This is a genomic window from Paenibacillus radicibacter (genome assembly GCF_024721995.1).
GTDB classification, from domain to species: Bacteria; Bacillota; Bacilli; order Paenibacillales; family NBRC-103111; genus Paenibacillus_AM; species Paenibacillus_AM radicibacter.
Map to the genome: position 1 here is coordinate 125,910 of NZ_JANQBC010000004.1, position 17,496 is coordinate 143,405.

Sequence of the window (17,496 nt, forward strand, 5' to 3'; positions counted from 1 at the left end):
AAAACTGATACCTATATAGTATCAGTTAAGCAACAACAAATTGATTTCGTGAATATATTTTTTCTACCAAAGCCCTCCAGCCCGTTTATAATTGTTTTCCTTTATCCACAACTTAGATAATTCAAATATACGCTCTTCTTCATTAAAACTACCCTCTGGAATAATCTTCTCAAGCTTCTCAAATTCATTTTTATGAATTGTAACTTGGATGTCTCCATATCCACCTAAAGATAAAAAACCTCCTGCAATAAAAATAACTTGAACTTTATTTATTTGATAAGGTAATTTATATTTTTCGAGATACAACCAAATTCTCATAGCTTGATAAACTTCTACTGGCTTTTGAAACAATCCCATACTTGATACTTTTATTATGTTCTCTACAAACTTGTTATCATTAACCTTCTGATTATTTTGCTCCTCAGACTGCAACAATTGAACGCGATAACCCTTCCCACCACTCATACTATTCAGATAAGTAATATCCTTTAATAATTGCTCTTCAGTAACTTGAACCCCAATTGAAGCGAAAGTGTATTCCTTATTTTCATAAAAATAATAACCTACTACTATAGCTATTAAGAGGACTAACCCAAAAATTATTTTCTTTAATTGAAAAAATGCTGCAAAAACAATTCCAGTAATAAAAGATATCAATGCTAAGATATATTCTCCATTTAATAAAAAGTTTACCGATACCAATAATGAAAAAATTAGATATAAGAACGAACCAATCTTCGCTATCTTCTTCATAAGAGTCCCCTCAAAATTATTTAAATGCTCATAGATACACCTCTTAGCAAATCGTTTTCATTATTATGAGTTTAAGTCTCTAATTAGTGATTGCCATTGCTTAAAACCAACTATAAAACTTCTTGCTAAATGAAGGAGAGGAACCAACTAACACATAAACAAAACTTTCTTTTTCATAAATAATTATTTGCCAACCTTCTTCAAAATCATTATATGGATCTGTTATGGAACCAAGTGGAATGTTTTCTATAGTAAAATCCTTTATGTCACGATCAGCATGATCCCACCATGGGAAATCCACCGATATTCCATGATTATGGCTGAAGAACTTGATCTGATTCCCAAATTCATGATATTCACAATCTATTATTATAATTTCGAAATCATCTTATAGTTGGAAAATTAGAAGTATCACTTGAGGTAAAATTGTATACATCTATTCCGTCATAGATAAACTCAATAGATGGTTCATAATAATTTATTGAGTAGTATTCTCTTCCTCTAGTACCATAAATAATTTTCATACTTTTACTCCAATCTTCAAAGTTATTATAGATGATAATCTAGTATTTCTTCTCTGATCTGTATTACATCCATCGTATCTCCCCAGTACGCACTTAAAAAATTTCCTTGAAACCATATTTCTATCATCCGATTATCGCTCTTAATGTAGTTTGCAATTGCTTGATCTATGTCTATTGATACAAAAAGATTACCGTTCATTCCCGTTTGCTCCTTAACGGTAAACAAATAGTATATCTCTTGAAAAACTACACTTTGCGGTTTAATTTTGTTTATTATTGCCTCGACTAATATATTAGCTTCAACTTTAACATTCTCATCCGTAATATTAGTTATTAATGATTTTAAGTGTATAATATTACTTATAACTTCTTCTTTTAAATGATTTGTTATCATTACCTACCATCGCTCTCCTTTTTATACTCCTTTTCTAATTCTGTTCGGACTTCTTTTGTTCGTTAAAGCGATTCCGCTACTATTTCCTTATCTTTCGGATCATTTTTCTTTCTAATGTTTAATTTTGGGAGATACCTCATTTCAATTTTCAACATTATCCTATGTTTTCCTCTTTTAACCTACACTTTCAACAAAAAAACGCCCCCTCCACACCTGTGGAAGAGACGTCCCTCTTTTATAATTTTAAAATAATTCCCTCTAAACTCTTACCCCGCAGGCATTGCACCAATGTAAGTGGATTGCGGACGGAAAATGCGGTTGATTGGGGCTTGCTCTAGCACGTGTGTGGACCAGCCCACAACGCGGCTTGCTGTAAACGTAGGTGTATACAATTCTTCTGGCATATCGACTGCGCGAAGAACAGCTGCTGCATAGAACTCCACGTTCGTGTACAGCTTGCGACCTGGTTTGTATTCATCTAGTAGACGAATCGCGATATCTTCTACTTCAATTGCAAAGTCTAGCCACGGATCTTCGCCTTCCAATTGCTTCGTCACTTCGCGAAGTGCTACTGCTCTTGGATCTTTGGTCTTGTATACGCGATGTCCGAAGCCCATTAGGCGACCGCCTTTTTCAAGCTCCGCACGAATCCAAGGCTCTGCCCCTTCAACCGTTCCGATTTCATTAAGCATCGCGATAACTTCAGATGGTGCCCCTCCATGTAGAGGACCTTTCATAGCGCCGATTGCGCCTGAAATCGCAGATACAATTTCAGATTGTGTAGATAGAATAGTCCGTGCTGCAAAGGTCGAAGCATTCATGCCATGCTCCATTGTCAGAACAAAGTAAGCAGAAAGCGCTCTCACATGAGCGTGTAAAGGTTCTTTTCCAGTTAACATGTACAAGTAGTTCGCCACATGACCTAGTTCCTGGTTCGGTTCTACGAACGCTGTACCCTGCTTGCTGTGGTAACGGTATGCAATAATAGAAGGCATAATTCCGATCATACGAAGCGCTTGACCATAAGTCGGATCGAAGCGATATTCGCTAGTTCCTAGACTTGAGATAACCGTACGCATTACGCTCATCATGTCCATGTCCTTAGGCAGGGAATCGATAATGATTTTCGTATATTCAGGTAATTCACGTTCTGCTTTAAGTGCTTGATCAAATGTTTGCAATTCCGATTCTGTCGGCAAAGCTCCGTTCAGCAGTAAATAAGCCACTTCTTCGAACGTCTTGTTAATCGCCAAATCACTCGCCCAGTGACCTCGATAAACCAAATGACCCTTTTCACCATCAACCAAACTAATCGCCGTCTCCGCAGCCACAACTCCAGCTAATCCCGTCACCATCATGTTGTTCATGACTCCTTTTCAATAATCTTATGTTTAGTGTACAATAACGAGATAGTTATGAATATTAAATTAAAACACGATTTTTGATTATAGATCTTTATTAATTGACCCAAGGAGAATAAAATGGATATTCAATGGCTAAGAACGTTCGTTTCAACAGCACAACATGAGAATTTCCGCAAAGCTGCCGAGCAGCTGTATCTGGCTCAGCCGACCGTCACGATGCATATTAAGCACTTGGAAGAACTGCTCGGTATCTCTTTATTCGAACGGCGTGGTCGCAATGTGCATCTCTCGCAAGCTGGCAGACGGTTTCTACCTTATGCCGAGGGGATGATTCATACGCTCGAGACAGGTGTTCACGATCTGGAAAGCTGGAGACAAGGTTATCGGAAAAAGATCCGTATTGCGGTATCCCCACTAGTCGCTGCCTCCACCCTCCCTCCGATCGTTAGCCGGTTTCTTGCAGAGCACACGGATATTGAAGTTGCAATTGAAGTGATGGAATCGCTCGAAATTGGGGAAGCTGTCATTCGTGGCTCAGCAGATATTGGTCTGACGCGAATGCGCCCACCGCAAGTTGGCTTGCACACCCAAAAGCTCAAGGAAGACCCTGTTCTGCTGATCGTTCCGCATGACGGAAGCGATTTTGAAACGGCACCGCATATGGATCTTGAAGCCATCCTGCAAAATCATCTTATTCTTACACATAATCACCCCGAATATTGGGACACATTGCTTAACGTAATTCGAATTAAGTACCCACGTATTCGGACGATGAAAGTGTCGCAGGTGTATATTACGAAGCGTTTTATTGAAGAAGGTTTAGGGATTTCATTCTTACCTCGTTCGACGGTTATTCGTGAATTAATGGAAGGTCGTGTACTGGAGGTCAATCCAGATGATCTGGTACTACCTGTTGCTTCCACCTACCTCGTTCACCGTAATGAAACCGAAGAGATTGAGCAATTCATGCAGTTTATTATTGATTTTTATAGTTAACACTGGTTTCTAATCATGCAAAAAGCAAGGAGATAGTATGGCATACGATGTAATAGTAATTGGCGGCGGTCCATCGGGTCTGATGGCATGTGTCGCAGCTGCTGAGCACGGCGCGAAAGTTTGCTTAGTGGATAAAGGAGACAAGCTCGGTCGCAAGCTAGGAATTTCAGGCGGCGGCAGATGTAATGTGACTAACGCCAAAGATTTGGACGAACTCATTAAGCATATTCCGGGCAATGGACGGTTTCTGTACAGTGCCTTCGATACATTTTCCAATCAAGATATTATTTATTTCTTTGAAGAAATGGGCATTGCACTGAAAGAGGAAGATCGCGGTCGTATGTTCCCGGTATCGGATAAGGCGAAGACGGTTGTGGATGCGCTTGTGAATAAGGTTCGCTCGCTTGGCGTGCATATCCGCACGAATTCCCCTGTAAAGGCTGTCCGTTATGATAACGCAGGGATGGTTAAGGGCATTGAACTTCAATCTCGTGAAAAAATAGACGCACGTGCCGTTGTCATCGCAACTGGCGGTAAATCCGTTCCTCATACAGGGTCCACAGGTGATGGTTATGCTTGGGCTGAGGCAGCAGGTCATACCATTACTGACCTCTATCCGACAGAAGTTCCGCTTACTTCGAATGAACCTTGGGTTCGCAGTAAGGAGCTTCAAGGGTTGGCGCTTCGCGACATTAACATTACCGTATGGAGTCCGAAGGGGAAGAAAATCATTCAGCACGAGGGCGACATGCTGTTCACGCATTTTGGCATCTCAGGTCCTGCGGTACTACGTTGTTCGCAATTCGTAGTGAAACTGCGGAAGCAATTCTCTGTACGGGATATCACATTAACGATTGATCTATTCCCTCTGCAAAATAAAGACGAACTGAATCAAGAAGCAACAGCGATGCTCGCAAATGAACCGAAGAAAGCGATCAAGAACGTGCTGAAGGCATTGCTGCCTGATCGTCTAATCCCGCTACTAATGAAGCAAGCAGAAATTGCGGAAGATGTGACGTATCACAATCTGCAGAAGGCGCAGTGGCTAGCGCTGATTGATCTGTTGAAATCTTATCCGATCGTGGTGAGCGGTACATTATCCATTGAAGAAGCGTTCGTCACTGGCGGTGGTGTGAACTTGAAGGAACTTGATCCGAAGACGATGGGCTCGAAGGTCATGGACGGACTGTACTTTTGCGGGGAAATTCTTGATATTCATGGATATACCGGTGGATATAACATTACGGCTGCATTTACGACGGGATATACGGCAGGTAAGAGTGCGGCGGAGGGTTTGTAAGTTTAAATTACATTTATATTTTTAAATTAAGCTGCTGAAGTATCAATCACTATGATACTTCAGCAGCTTTTTTGCTACTAACATAATCAAAAGAACCAAAGATTTGTTCTAACTGTGTCGGAAAAGAAGAACTCCTAGAACAATTCAAAACCACTATTCCCCCGAACTTCAAATGACTCTAGAATTGTTTTCCGAATATTAAAAGGTCGGCAATCAATACTAATACTAAAAGAAACAATATAACTGTATACTTCCAAGATATTTTCACGAAAAAAAGCAAAGGAAAACCAACCATATACACAATTATTATCAAAATACCAATAGTTCGTTCTGACTGATTCGATGGGGAAATAAAACCATCAATCATAAATAAAACCGGTAGTGCAAGAAGTACCCCTAGAACAATATAGAGTACCTTAGCAATATTTATTACGACTTGCTTCCAATCCATCAATAACCCCCTACGACTGAAAAATCATCTCTACTTCTGGTTGTCCGTATCCAACAGAATGATAGATACGATTGCAGCTTTTTTGACTACCTATCCTAATAAAAAAAAACATATTATCAATGCTATCAATAGTGCAAACAGAGAAACAGTAATTTTCCAAGAGAATTGAAAGAAAAACAACAGGGCAAAACCAAGAATATACACAAATATAATCAAAAAGACTATGAATTGTTCTATCAGTGACGGCCGTGAGAAAAAACCGCCAGACAAAATCAATATAGAGAGTCCAAGGAGAGTTCCAAAAATAATATAGATCATTTTGGTAATCCCAATTAAAATTTGCTTCATATTCATTTTTATTTCCAAATCACACAACCATCCATTCATAGAAAATACTAGTAAACTTATCTATCCGATATATGTATTTCTTCACGATTCTTATCTATGAAATAGCCTCCAATATAGATACTCGTCATCAAAGCTAGCATTATAACAAACAATAACACAGTAATTTTCCAAGAAAATTTAACAAAGAATAGCAAGGAAAAACCAACAACATACACAATTGCTATCGATATACCAATGATCTGCTCTAGCTGTGTTGGTGGCTTAAGAAATCCTGAAATCAGAAACATCATAGGAAGTGCAAGAATAACTCCTAGAACAATATAGATCCCCTTAGCAGTAATAACTACGATTTTACGAATATCCACTCTTGTATCCCCTTAGTTGAACGTTAACTACCAATTATGTATAGGTAAATTTGAGTTCAATACATCAGCTACCCAAAACATAATAAAAACTGAAACGATTAGAAAGCTCGCTAATTTCCAAGCAGGTTTTGAAAAAAATAATAATGAAAAGCCAACACCATACCCTCATATAATCACAAAACCTATAACTTGTTGCAGACGGGTAGTTTTAATAGCATAATAGGGAACATCAGAAAAATACCAAGCAAAAAGTAGAGTATTCTAGCTATTATTATATAAATATTATGATTATCCATCCTTAACTCCTCTCCTCTCCTCTTTGAATCCTTAATAACTATCAATATTATTGTTTTCCTCTTATATCAAAGTCCCTCCCACCATTAATTTAGTGAATATTCAGTTTTAATTAACTACAAAGTTAGTATACATGGATCTCTTCTATCCTAATATAGGTACTTTTTCATAAGAAATACAACATCTGAATTTACATAATCATAGATACTATTTTGTAACACCTTTTACTGCAAGATTTAGTAGGATATTACTTATGAAATCACATCGTAGGTAATTATTTTACAACAAGAAAGGAAAGGATTGCAGTGATAAGTGAAACGCAGCAGGTTCCCCAACAGAAACGACGATATATGCCAGGATTGGATGGGCTTCGAGCACTCTCCTTGGTCGTCATTATCATTTATCATCTTAATCCGAATTGGCTGCCAGGAGGTTTCCTAGGGGTCGGCATTTTCTTTGTCCTCTCCGGATATTTAATCACAGACCTTCTAGTCACAGAATGGAACAACAGCGGAAAGCTGAATTTAAAGAACTTCTGGATAAGACGGTTCCGTAGGCTGCTGCCTTGTATGTTCACCATGCTGCTCTTCGTTGTTGCGTGGCTGTCTCTCTTCGACCCATCTCGGCTTGCAGCTTTACGCGGGGAAATCGCGGCATCGGTATTATACTTTAATAATTGGTATTTGATCTTTCATGAAGTCTCTTATTTTGAACATTTTGGACCACCATCTCCACTTACACATCTATGGTCACTATCCGTAGAAGAACAATTCTATATATTCTGGCCATTGATCCTATTTGTTGGATTTAGAATTATCCCAAAACGGAAGAAGTTAGCAGGTTGGATTATTGTTGCAGCCGCTGTCTCTGCATGTGTAATGGCTCTAATCTATGAACCAGGTTCTGATCCAAGTCGTGTCTACTACGGCACCGATACACGTGTATTCGCACTCCTAATCGGAGCCGCACTGGCATTAATCTGGCCGAGCCAGAAGCTCTCTAACCGAACTTCACCACGCGGACGTATCGTTCTGGATACGATCGGAGGGATAAGTTTAGCTGTCCTACTCATTATGATTTATACCGCTAACGAATATGATGCTAGACTTTACTATGGTGGGTTAGTATTCGCTTCCCTAACTGCGGCTATGTTAGTCGCTGTTATCGTCCATCCTTGCAGTCGTCTTGGTCAGATGTTCAGTATAAAACCACTACGTTGGATTGGTGTACGTTCGTATGGCATTTACTTATGGCACTATCCTATTATCGCGCTAACTACATCGAAGATAGGCACAGAAAGTAACCTGCAACTACTTATTCTACTTCAAGTAGCAGCTAGCTTCATTCTTGCAGCACTTTCATACCGTTTTATTGAAACCCCTATTCGTAGTGGTGCAATGGATCAGTTATGGAGACAGATGCGTACATGTGAATGGTGGCAGGGATGCCTAACTGTAAACAAAGGCAGAGGGCTGATTGTAGGATGCAGTTCCATCCTCCTGCTCATATCTATTATTGGTCTCATTCTTGTGCCCGTGCCCGCACATCGTGTCGGGAATGCTTCAGAAATTCCTTCTGTTCAGAGTGATACGTTGAATGACTCTCTTCAAAAGAAAGAGCAAGAGAAAAAGCAAGAACAAGAACAGAAGGTACTTGTTAAAGAACCTGCACCTACGACAAACGTGCAACCTTCTCCAAAACCACCTATTAAAAGTCCGAACAATTCCGATTCAAATAAATCAACAACCAAGGAATCGAAAGAGAGCGCCAATCCCAAACCGACTTCATCTGGTAAAGGTATTACTGTTATTGGGGATTCCATTATGGTAGATGCCGCACCTTACTTACAAAAGTATTTGCCAGGCATTCAAGTTTACTCCAAGATCGGTCGCCAAATGTCTCAAGCATCCGGCATTATCGATCAGTTAAAATCAGATGGTAAGCTTGGAGATAAGATTGTTATTGGACTCGGCACGAATGGCCCTTTTAGCCAGAAACAGCTTGAATCTTTACTTAACTCGCTTAAAAATATCAAACAAGTTGTACTCATTAATACTCGTGATTCTGAGAAATGGGAGAAAACGGTTAACGATACCCTCGCAGGCACTGCCGCTAAATTTGCTAATACGACTGTTCTAGACTGGTATGCAGCAAGTAGTGGTAAGAAGTCAATTTTTGAACCTGACGGGGTACATCTTGTTCCTGAGGGGGCTAAGCTATACGCATCACTTATTGTTGATAAGGTCACTTCTTAAAAGTCAGTTTGCATATTATATCTCCTCCCTATTTGTTATAATAGGAAAAAAACGGATATGGAGGGGATCTACAATGTCTAGAAGTGATTATCTGATGAACCAGATCGAACAATTAACGAAAGTGATTGGCACTATATTGGGTCTTCGCCAAGAGCAAAAGCCGATTGAAGTGCAGAACACCATTGATGAATTCCTCAAACGACAATTTGGACTTACGCTAAATCTATTGCGTTCCCTCCAAGTGAATGAACTAGTAAAGATGCATACCAAGCATGAAATGCTGGATACCGAGAAACTGTTCTCACTAGCTAAACTATTACGCGTTGCAAGTGATCCCAATCCAAGTCATACAACAGATGAGAAACGAATCGAGAAAGCTCGTGAAGAGCACTACCACGATCAGTTGAAAGCTCTTCATCTAATTCTCATTTGCGCTAATAGTGATTCTAAGCCTAATGAAGAATTCATAAGTGAAATCGATTCGATCTTAAGCGATCTTCGTTCCTATGTCATCCCTTATGAAATTGGTAGACTCGTATGGGCGTACTATGAGCAGCAAGGTAAATTCGCGCAAGCAGAGGACTTGCTATTCACCATGCTTACCGATGATCGAGCCATTGGCGGTACGCGTATTCCGGCACTTACTACAGAAGGTGCTGCTTTCTATGACCGATTACTTGCACGAGATGACGCACAACTCGAAACTGGTAATCTTCCACGCATTGAAATTGAAGCTTCACTTATCGAACTGAATAAATGGAAGTAACCCATCAATAAAACTATATTTCTATATAAAAGAAGACTGTTTCCCTCTAAGCCCACTTCATCTGGACTAAGAAAGAAACAGTCTTCTATTTACCTTTGATAATGTCATAACAGTAATCGTAATATTAAACCTTTCCCACATAGCACCTCGTCTTATTACGCATGACCATCAAGCCATTTACACTATTCCTCTGAAAAAGGTTCTTCAATTCGCTAACATACTCATCATAATTGGAAGAAGTCTTGTGCGGTGCGTAAGATGCTGATAAGCTGCGGCCAATGAAACTTTCTTCATCCAGAGTCAGATCATAATTGAACACTTTAAATTCATAATCTCCATTGCTAAAAAATGCATCAAAAACATCTGGATTGTCTCCGATCCCACCCGAGAAACCTTTAAATTCTGGGCAAAATCTTTGATTCATTTCTGCGCACTCTATCGTTACTTGATCCGTGTAGTCCCTACTATTCCACACAAGAACAACTTTGCCGTTATCTTTCAATATTCGTTTACATTCTAGCTTGAATAGAGCCGGTTCAAACCAATGGAACGCTTGAGCGACGGTAATATAATCAACGGAATGATCAGCCAAAGTTGTATGCTCAGCAGGTGCTTTTACAAAGCTGCATGTTGGTTCATGTGCAAGATTCTCTTTTGCCATATTCAACATATCAACATTCGGTTCCACACATATAACTGAGCTGTTGCGAGAGGCTAGAAGCTTACTCCATATGCCTGTTCCTGCACCAATATCCGCTACCGAATGTGCCTGATTAAACCCCACCTCAGAATAGAGATAATCCAATAACTCCTCTGGATATGACGGTCTATATCGCATATAATCTTCAGCTTTACCTGAGAACTTTTCTTCGTTCATTGGTTTTCCTCCTAATAATTAAATTTTTCACCCTGACCAGCCCAGAACGATAAGACGAAGGCGTATAGGATGACTAAGGCTATTATGATTAGGATAATGAGGATAGTGAAATTGATGCTAAGCAGAGATATCATGTTTAGTTGCACGACGAAAAACGGGATAACGATTAAGAAGCTTGCTGTAATCATAAAACATGACCAAGTACGGCGGTAAGTTACGTCTTGTCTGATGGAACGGTTAGGATCAGTCGGTTGAACCTGCTGCTTCACTCTGCGAATACGCCAATTCTCAAATATGAATATAAGTGCTATGAGCACTTGGATTATCGTAGGCATAAACACAGAATTATAAGATTTAACTGCATAGCGGTCTGCGTCCCAACTGCTGTTGTAATGGATCGGAATCTGATCAGGAATCTGATCGTAGTAGCGTAACACAGTTACAATCCCAACAACAATAATTAAACCATGAATGAGGAACCAACTACTAGACAAGCCAATCTTTCTTTTCCGAAATCCAGTGTCCACTGCCATGAACGATGGTTCCGCAGCAATAGGTAGCATAGGTAGTAAACTTTTCATTCTGAAATGATAGCTACTGTTTATGACTAGGGAGATTACGACCATGGCAAGTGAATAAGTGATAATGATCCAACTTTGTTGCTTGGAATGTTCATCACCGAATATTAGGCAGATGATACAAGCAATGAATAGGATGGTATGCAAGGTAGCACTAATCCAAGCATATGACTTCCGCATCTGGCGCAGAGGTTCACTGTGGAACTGTACAGCGCTGACGGTGACCCCAAAACTAATCGTCTCTCTAGATAAATAAGGCATGCTTACCATGAGTACAATGGTAGGTACAAATACTAAGATCATTACTATAACTGGCATTATCGTCATATCATTCGCCTCCACTTATGCATAAGTGTGTATTCGAAAATTCTATAACACTTGTAGCATAGGCGATTCATCACTATGCCTTTTTACGTATGGTTATCATATTAACTTAGGATAGGTAATCGACGCGATAATCTCCTCTAATTCCTTTATACCATAATCGCGCACCACCTTTGTAAAATTTTTCAACTTACCCTCTACCTTCAAACCCTATTTATAGCAAAAAAAAGAGACTGACCCTCACGCTTTCCATCCAACAAGAAAACGTTTAGATCAGTCTCATTCTTTATTCCTATCCTCAACTCGTTATCACCGGCAGCCTCACTGTAAACTCCGTCCCTACACCAACAGTGCTCTGCACCTCAATCGTCCCCCCATGCAGCTCCACAATCTTATTCGCTATCGCAAGCCCGAGTCCACTTCCACCTAGTGTGCGGTTACGAGACTTGTCTGTCTTATAGAATCGATCGAAGATGAACGGTAGATGCTCTGCTGCAATACCTATACCTGTATCACGAATCCGCACGACGACTTGATCTTGCTCTTTGCTAACAGACACGCCAATCGTCCCACCACTTGGTGTAAACTTGATGCTGTTATGCACTAGATTAATCCACACTTGGCTCATCTGATCTTCATCAGCCTGCACAGTGACTTCTTCCAGCTCAATATCCATCTCCAAGTTCTTCTCCATCCACTGCGGTTCACACGCTAGTATGATATGGCGCAGCTGCTTATCCAAGTGATATTCTTTCTTCTCAAAAGGATGGTGATCCGACTCGAGCGAGGTGAGCTTAAGCAAGTTTTCACTAAGTTTCGCTAAGCGTAAGCTTTCTTTATCAATAATGGATAAGTAATGATCGCGCTCCTCTAATGTCAACTGATCACTGCGCAGCAGCTTGGCAAACCCGCTAATTGAGGTTAATGGCGACTGAATTTCATGCGATACGTTGGAGATGAAATCCTGCCGCATCTGCTCCAGCTGCCCAAGCTCCTCTGCCATATCGTTAATGCTCTTCGCGAGCTCCTGCATCGGATGCTCCCTACCGCCTTCGTCAACCTTAATTTTTACAGAAAAATCACCCTTTGCCATCCTTCTGAGGGCATCCGTCATCATGTAAAACCGATCCATGTGCATCTTACGAGTAAATTGAGAAATAATCCACATGATGGTACCAAGGATAAAGAATCCTCCAACCAGTATGATCCACTGCGCAATCAAATCATGGGGTTCCCAGCCAATTAATGTATAGATCCATGCAGATAAATAATAGGAACCTAGCCAACAGACCGAGATCAGTGAGAGCATCAAGATCGATCCACCGATACTTTTCAGCGCCCGCCACAGCTTCGACTTCTTCATTCGCGTTCCTCCAACCGATAACCTAACCCACGAATCGTCGTAATGACGAAGCCATACTGCCCTTCAGGAAACCGCTCACGAAGCCTTCTAATATGCACATCAACGGTTCGATCATCGCCTTCATAATCAAAACCCCAAATTTGTTCAATTAACTGGTCTCTTGCAAAGGTTTTGCCCGGACTACTCGCTAGCTTGAACAACAACTCAAACTCCTTGAGCGGCAAGGTCATCGGCTGATCCCCTGCTTTAATCTCGAACGTCTTGCGATTCAGTTCAATTGTCCCAATACTCACGTTCTGCGACACTTCAATTCGATAACGCTTAAGCAGAGATTTCACCCGTACCACGAGCTCCTGCGGGTCGAATGGTTTAACTAGGTAATCGTCTGTACCTAGATTAAATCCCTTCACCTTCTGTGCAGTTTCACCCTTGGCAGTCAACATTAAGATTGGCAGGGAGGACGAATAGTCCCGTAGCCTGCGGCACAGTTCCCATCCATCCATATTCGGCATCATAATATCGAGAACAACCATATCGTGCTTCGTAGACTCATACATGCGAAGCGCCTCTTCCCCATCTGAAGCCTCGCTAATCTCAAGTCCTTCTCTTTGTAAGAATAAGCGTACGAGCTCCCGAATATGCGGATCATCATCCACCACTAACAAGTGTGTCATGGTCAATCTCCCCCTTGCTCTGATAAGCGGAACTGTTCCGTTGCAAATTCCCGATACAAGTCATGAGACTCGAACAACTCATCGTGTGTGCCTCGACCTGTAATACTCCCTTTTTCCACAAATAGAATTTGATCAGCATCTACGATCGTCGATAATCGGTGCGCAATCACGAAGGTTGTACGCCCAATCATTAGATTGTTTAACGCTTCTTGAACCGCAATTTCTGACTTGGTATCAAGCGCCGACGTTGCTTCATCTAGCATTAAGATTTTCGGATCACGTAGCAGTGCTCTTGCAATTCCAATCCGCTGACGCTGACCGCCTGATAATTTCACACCGCGCTCCCCAACTTCTGTCGCATACTGCTCTGGGAACTCCTCAATAAAGTCACTTGCATACGCCATTTGCGCTGCAAACTTAATCTGTTCGTCCGTCACATCGACATCTAATCCATAACAAATATTATCTCGAATTGTACCTGCAATAAGCGGGCTTTCCTGTGAAACATAACCGATCTGCTTTCTCCAAGAATGAAGCGTGAAATTCTCAATTCTCTCATCCCCAAGCTTGATCGATCCACTGCTAGGTTCATAATAACGCTCTAATATGGAGAATAACGTTGTCTTCCCGCCCCCGCTCGGCCCGACGATCGCCGTTACTTTACCAGGCTCCGCCACAAAGCTCATGTCTTGCAGAATCGCCTCGCCTGACTCATAAGCAAACGTCAGATTGTCCACGACAATCGGCAAGTTTGCTTCCTTAAGTTCACGTCCAGAAGCATGATCCTCTTCAGGAGCATCTAGCGTCGTAATGATACGTTCCGTAGCACCCATCGCTTTCTGTGCTTGCGTGAAGAACGTTGATAGTTGCGTTACTGGCATAATAATTTGGAACATATATAAGATGAAAGCAACTAAATCCCCTGCCGTTAATACGCCCGATGATACACGCACACCGCCGTACCCGATAATAACGACTAACAACATCAATAAAACAAACGAGATAATTGGTGAGATTAACGCTTGAATACGAGCTTCTTTTAGCCCAAATTTGAGTAGATTTGTGATGCCTTTATTGCCGTTCTTATATTCACTTGCCTCAGCATTCGAAGACTTCACAAGACGAATTTCAGATAACACTTGATTCAGAGTCGCTGTAAAGCTTGCCGTCTCATCCTGCATCCCCTTAGATATTTTGTGCATCTGTTTGCCCAGTGGAACAAGTACAAGTGCTGCAATCGGCACAGCGATAAACATGATTAGTGTCATCTGCCAATCCAGATACAATAGGAATGCTAATGATCCAATAATCGAGATTACACCTGTAACCATGCTAGATAAGTGATCGGTAATAAGTCCTTTTACCACAGCAGTGTCATTCGTCATTCGGCTAATCGTCTCGCCTGTTCGGTGATTATCATAGTACGGGACAGGCAGTACGAGGAGCTTTTTCCATAAACGATCACGTAGTCCTGCTACAATCTTCTGCCCAATATAGTTCAAGATGTACAGCGACACCCCACCCGCAATCGCCTGTGCAACGAATGTAAGCGCCATGAGCGCGATTTGCATCGGTTCCATCGACGTGACGGATGAGAAACTATCCACTAGATTTTTTGTAAAAAGAGGAATGATTAGCCCCACTGTCGTTGCGATAACGCTCATCCCTAAAGCAATCGATAGCAATAGCTTAGAAGGCTTCGTATCTCTAATAAGTCTATAAAATTGCTTCCAACTTGCCCTTGATTCTACCTTCTCTTCTGCTTGTTCTTGTGTTTGTTCTGTTGCAATATGTTCGTTCATTGTATGTTCACCTCATCCAAATTCAGCATACCATGCTTGCTTGATCTAATCATAGTTTTGGAATATGAACTGAGTATGAACTTCTAATCAGTATGCAAAAAAAGCAGCCCGAAGCATATCGCTATCGAGCTGCCCTATTATCCAATCCATACTCCGCTTCTAAATATGTATACCTGCATCAAAGCCGTTCAAATCCTCATCCGAAGACAGTGTGTTGACCTCGATCTCACTATCATCGATGGAAGCAAATAAATCCTGCCAATCCTCATTCACAGTGTGCGCTGGGATCCGCACACCATCGTACACATTGCCAGACGTCATATGCATGTTGTAAGCATTCGCTAGCGTATCAATTTCCGACCCGACTATCCCCTCCACTAAGTTCCCGCCATAGGATTGGGCAATCTCAAGGGCAGACGTTAAATCTTGCTGTTCAATGTGGATATGCACCACAGCCTGCCCTCCCTGCTCAGTAACGATAGCTTGATAACCTAGCTCCTCGAGTGTACCTTGTGCAAGGTTCGCTTCTGATTCAGACTGGAATTGAAAAAAGATCGGAGCAGAGCTCATCTTCATTATCTCCCTTTCTATATAAATATTGTCCTTAAACCTATGTTGCGCAAGATTCATACATTTCATTCCCCTGCATAGGATGAACATATAGGACAAATCCTGCTTGGACCGAGGTGGATCTGATGTATCGTAATCCCGAAGTAAGACGCAGTAAAATGGTTGCCGCAAGCGCGTATCTTCTATTCTTCATTCCTCTACTAATCGCAAGACATAACCGATACGCCATGTATCATTGCAATCAAGGACTTGTTCTATTCCTAACATTCCTCGCCTGTAATGTGTTTCTCACTTTAATTCCAGTCATCGGTTGGGTACTCATACCCATTCTCAATATCGCCTTCATCTGCCTTGCCATCTTCGGCATATTAAATGCAATTGGCGGTGTCATGCGTCCGCTGCCGATCATCGGCAAACTCTCTTTTATCTAAATAGTTTGACAACCCCTCTCAACTAGTGTGATAATAGTTGCTAAAAAATAACGCCGGATAACCCGGGAGAGGGGCATTAATCAATGAAGCAATATGATCACAAGATTATTGATTGTACGATTCGCGACGGAGGACTCACAAACAACTGGGACTTTAGTGTTGAGTTTGTTCAAGACATGTACAAAGGATTAAGCGCCGCTGGCGTTGAGTATATGGAAATCGGGTACAAAAACTCACCAAAACTCTTAAAAGGCGCACCCGCTGGACCTTGGCGTTTTCTTGATGAAGGCTTTCTAAGAGAAGTGCTTCCTCAAAAAACAGATACAAAACTATCTGCTCTAGTTGACATTGGTCGTGTGGATGAGAATGATATTCTACCACGTGAAGAGTCAATGCTAGATATGATTCGCGTTGCTTGTTACAATCATGACCTCGACAAAGGTCTTGAGCTTGTGAAGAAGTTCCACAACATGGGATATGAGACTTCCCTTAACATCATGGCACTCTCTCACGTTATGGAAAATGATCTGAATGAAGCTTTCATCGCGATCAACAACAGCCCTGTTGATGTTGTGTATATCGTTGATTCCTACGGTTCTATGGATCACAAAGACGTGGACTACATGGTAACGAAGTTCCAACGCTTGATTCCGGAGAAAACGCTTGGGGTACATATGCATAACAACATGCAGCTTGCCTTCTCCAACACGATTGTAGGTGCCGACAAGGGCGTAACTTTCCTAGATTCCTCTGTCTATGGTATGGGTCGTGGTGCAGGAAACTGTACAACAGAATTACTCGTATCCTATTTGAAAAATCCACGTTATGATGTTAAGCCTGTTCTTGATATTATTGAAAAGCATATGATCGCCATGCGTGAGAAAATCGAGTGGGGCTACCTCATTCCTTACATGATCGCTGGTGTACTAGATGAACATCCACGCACTGCAATCGCGCAGCTTGCGTCTGAGGATCGCAACAAATTCTCCGAGTTCTACGATAAACTAACGAATACGGAAATCATTGTTCCTTCAAAATAACGCTAAACCTAATCATAAATTTAAGCC

18 protein-coding genes are annotated in these 17,496 nt (G+C 41.2%); 6 read left to right on the forward strand and 12 right to left on the reverse strand.

What is annotated here, in order from left to right; all coding sequences use genetic code 11:
- Positions 1–63 precede the first annotated feature (63 nt).
- From NV379_RS10690 to NV379_RS10705, 4 genes are all read right to left on the reverse strand, one after another.
- Complete coding sequence (locus NV379_RS10690) at positions 64–753, reverse strand: hypothetical protein (RefSeq protein WP_258207303.1); 690 nt, start codon at positions 751–753, stop codon at positions 64–66.
- A 100-nt stretch (positions 754–853) separates the two neighbouring features.
- Complete coding sequence (locus NV379_RS10695; protein ID WP_258207304.1) at positions 854–1,054, reverse strand: hypothetical protein; 201 nt, start codon at positions 1,052–1,054, stop codon at positions 854–856.
- A 248-nt stretch (positions 1,055–1,302) separates the two neighbouring features.
- On the reverse strand, positions 1,303–1,671 hold the full coding sequence (locus NV379_RS10700) for a hypothetical protein (protein WP_258207305.1): 369 nt from the start codon (positions 1,669–1,671) through the stop codon (positions 1,303–1,305).
- A gap of 266 nt (positions 1,672–1,937) precedes the next feature.
- Entirely contained in the window at positions 1,938–3,038 is a 1,101-nt protein-coding gene (locus NV379_RS10705; protein WP_308860276.1) for a citrate/2-methylcitrate synthase, read from the reverse strand.
- Positions 3,039–3,152: 114 nt separating this feature from the next.
- Here NV379_RS10705 and NV379_RS10710 point away from each other — a divergent pair, with 114 nt between their 5' ends.
- On the forward strand, positions 3,153–4,031 hold the full coding sequence (locus NV379_RS10710) for a LysR family transcriptional regulator (RefSeq protein WP_258207307.1): 879 nt from the start codon (positions 3,153–3,155) through the stop codon (positions 4,029–4,031).
- A gap of 37 nt (positions 4,032–4,068) precedes the next feature.
- Positions 4,069–5,331 carry a BaiN/RdsA family NAD(P)/FAD-dependent oxidoreductase gene (locus NV379_RS10715; RefSeq protein ID WP_258207308.1) on the forward strand — a complete coding sequence of 421 codons (1,263 nt, stop codon included), beginning with the start codon at positions 4,069–4,071 and terminating at the stop codon, positions 5,329–5,331.
- Between the two features lie 178 nt (positions 5,332–5,509).
- Here NV379_RS10715 and NV379_RS10720 read toward each other — a convergent pair whose 3' ends face one another.
- Together NV379_RS10720 and NV379_RS10725 are read right to left on the reverse strand one after the other, a co-directional pair.
- Entirely contained in the window at positions 5,510–5,782 is a 273-nt protein-coding gene (locus NV379_RS10720; protein WP_258207309.1) for a hypothetical protein, read from the reverse strand.
- 404 nt (positions 5,783–6,186) lie between these two features.
- A complete protein-coding gene (locus NV379_RS10725; RefSeq protein ID WP_258207310.1) occupies positions 6,187–6,495 on the reverse strand; it encodes a hypothetical protein in 309 nt (102 codons plus the stop codon).
- A gap of 644 nt (positions 6,496–7,139) precedes the next feature.
- Here NV379_RS10725 and NV379_RS10730 point away from each other — a divergent pair.
- Positions 7,140–9,044, forward strand: coding sequence for an acyltransferase family protein (locus NV379_RS10730; protein WP_258207487.1), 1,905 nt, complete (start codon positions 7,140–7,142; stop codon positions 9,042–9,044).
- Between the two features lie 73 nt (positions 9,045–9,117).
- Positions 9,118–9,810: a DUF6483 family protein gene (locus tag NV379_RS10735; RefSeq protein WP_258207311.1), complete on the forward strand. Its 693-nt coding sequence runs from the start codon at positions 9,118–9,120 to the stop codon at positions 9,808–9,810.
- A 124-nt stretch (positions 9,811–9,934) separates the two neighbouring features.
- On the opposite strand, the gene NV379_RS10740 is transcribed toward NV379_RS10735, so the two are convergent.
- The 6 genes from NV379_RS10740 to NV379_RS10765 all read right to left on the reverse strand — a co-directional run bounded on the left by NV379_RS10740 (position 9,935) and on the right by NV379_RS10765 (position 15,998).
- Positions 9,935–10,687 (reverse strand): class I SAM-dependent methyltransferase, encoded by a 753-nt coding sequence (locus NV379_RS10740; RefSeq protein WP_258207312.1) that lies wholly within the window; start codon positions 10,685–10,687, stop codon positions 9,935–9,937.
- An 11-nt stretch (positions 10,688–10,698) separates the two neighbouring features.
- The gene (locus tag NV379_RS10745) at positions 10,699–11,592 is read right to left on the reverse strand and encodes a DUF1648 domain-containing protein (protein ID WP_258207313.1); all 894 of its coding nucleotides are present in this window, start codon (positions 11,590–11,592) and stop codon (positions 10,699–10,701) included.
- A 295-nt stretch (positions 11,593–11,887) separates the two neighbouring features.
- Positions 11,888–12,952 carry a sensor histidine kinase gene (locus NV379_RS10750; protein WP_258207314.1) on the reverse strand — a complete coding sequence of 355 codons (1,065 nt, stop codon included), beginning with the start codon at positions 12,950–12,952 and terminating at the stop codon, positions 11,888–11,890.
- Positions 12,949–13,626, reverse strand: coding sequence for a response regulator transcription factor (locus NV379_RS10755; RefSeq protein WP_258207315.1), 678 nt, complete (start codon positions 13,624–13,626; stop codon positions 12,949–12,951). Before NV379_RS10755 ends, NV379_RS10750 begins: the two co-directional genes overlap by 4 nt.
- A gap of 2 nt (positions 13,627–13,628) precedes the next feature.
- Positions 13,629–15,428, reverse strand: a complete 1,800-nt coding sequence (locus NV379_RS10760) for an ABC transporter ATP-binding protein (RefSeq protein ID WP_258207316.1) — start codon at positions 15,426–15,428, stop codon at positions 13,629–13,631.
- Between the two features lie 159 nt (positions 15,429–15,587).
- The gene (locus NV379_RS10765; RefSeq protein WP_258207317.1) at positions 15,588–15,998 is read right to left on the reverse strand and encodes a hypothetical protein; all 411 of its coding nucleotides are present in this window, start codon (positions 15,996–15,998) and stop codon (positions 15,588–15,590) included.
- Between the two features lie 125 nt (positions 15,999–16,123).
- On the opposite strand from NV379_RS10765, the gene NV379_RS10770 reads away from it, so the two are divergent.
- Together NV379_RS10770 and NV379_RS10775 are read left to right on the forward strand one after the other, a co-directional pair.
- On the forward strand, positions 16,124–16,429 hold the full coding sequence (locus NV379_RS10770) for a hypothetical protein (protein ID WP_258207318.1): 306 nt from the start codon (positions 16,124–16,126) through the stop codon (positions 16,427–16,429).
- A gap of 83 nt (positions 16,430–16,512) precedes the next feature.
- Complete coding sequence (locus tag NV379_RS10775) at positions 16,513–17,469, forward strand: aldolase catalytic domain-containing protein (RefSeq protein WP_258207319.1); 957 nt, start codon at positions 16,513–16,515, stop codon at positions 17,467–17,469.
- The last annotated feature ends 27 nt before the right edge of the window (positions 17,470–17,496 follow it).

What these genes read in the sequence shown, in the direction of transcription:
- NV379_RS10690 (WP_258207303.1), bottom strand. Translation starts at nt 753, where the DNA reads ATGAAGAAGATAGCGAAGATTGGTTCGTTCTTATATCTAATTTTTTCA.
- NV379_RS10700 (WP_258207305.1), bottom strand. Translation starts at nt 1,671, where the DNA reads ATGATAACAAATCATTTAAAAGAAGAAGTTATAAGTAATATTATACAC.
- NV379_RS10705 (WP_308860276.1), bottom strand. Translation starts at nt 3,038, where the DNA reads ATGAACAACATGATGGTGACGGGATTAGCTGGAGTTGTGGCTGCGGAG.
- NV379_RS10710 (WP_258207307.1), top strand. Translation starts at nt 3,153, where the DNA reads ATGGATATTCAATGGCTAAGAACGTTCGTTTCAACAGCACAACATGAG.
- NV379_RS10715 (WP_258207308.1), top strand. Translation starts at nt 4,069, where the DNA reads ATGGCATACGATGTAATAGTAATTGGCGGCGGTCCATCGGGTCTGATG.
- NV379_RS10720 (WP_258207309.1), bottom strand. Translation starts at nt 5,782, where the DNA reads ATGGATTGGAAGCAAGTCGTAATAAATATTGCTAAGGTACTCTATATT.
- NV379_RS10730 (WP_258207487.1), top strand. Translation starts at nt 7,140, where the DNA reads ATGCCAGGATTGGATGGGCTTCGAGCACTCTCCTTGGTCGTCATTATC.
- NV379_RS10735 (WP_258207311.1), top strand. Translation starts at nt 9,118, where the DNA reads ATGTCTAGAAGTGATTATCTGATGAACCAGATCGAACAATTAACGAAA.
- NV379_RS10740 (WP_258207312.1), bottom strand. Translation starts at nt 10,687, where the DNA reads ATGAACGAAGAAAAGTTCTCAGGTAAAGCTGAAGATTATATGCGATAT.
- NV379_RS10745 (WP_258207313.1), bottom strand. Translation starts at nt 11,592, where the DNA reads ATGACGATAATGCCAGTTATAGTAATGATCTTAGTATTTGTACCTACC.
- NV379_RS10750 (WP_258207314.1), bottom strand. Translation starts at nt 12,952, where the DNA reads ATGAAGAAGTCGAAGCTGTGGCGGGCGCTGAAAAGTATCGGTGGATCG.
- NV379_RS10755 (WP_258207315.1), bottom strand. Translation starts at nt 13,626, where the DNA reads ATGACACACTTGTTAGTGGTGGATGATGATCCGCATATTCGGGAGCTC.
- NV379_RS10760 (WP_258207316.1), bottom strand. Translation starts at nt 15,428, where the DNA reads ATGAACGAACATATTGCAACAGAACAAACACAAGAACAAGCAGAAGAG.
- NV379_RS10765 (WP_258207317.1), bottom strand. Translation starts at nt 15,998, where the DNA reads ATGAGCTCTGCTCCGATCTTTTTTCAATTCCAGTCTGAATCAGAAGCG.
- NV379_RS10770 (WP_258207318.1), top strand. Translation starts at nt 16,124, where the DNA reads ATGTATCGTAATCCCGAAGTAAGACGCAGTAAAATGGTTGCCGCAAGC.
- NV379_RS10775 (WP_258207319.1), top strand. Translation starts at nt 16,513, where the DNA reads ATGAAGCAATATGATCACAAGATTATTGATTGTACGATTCGCGACGGA.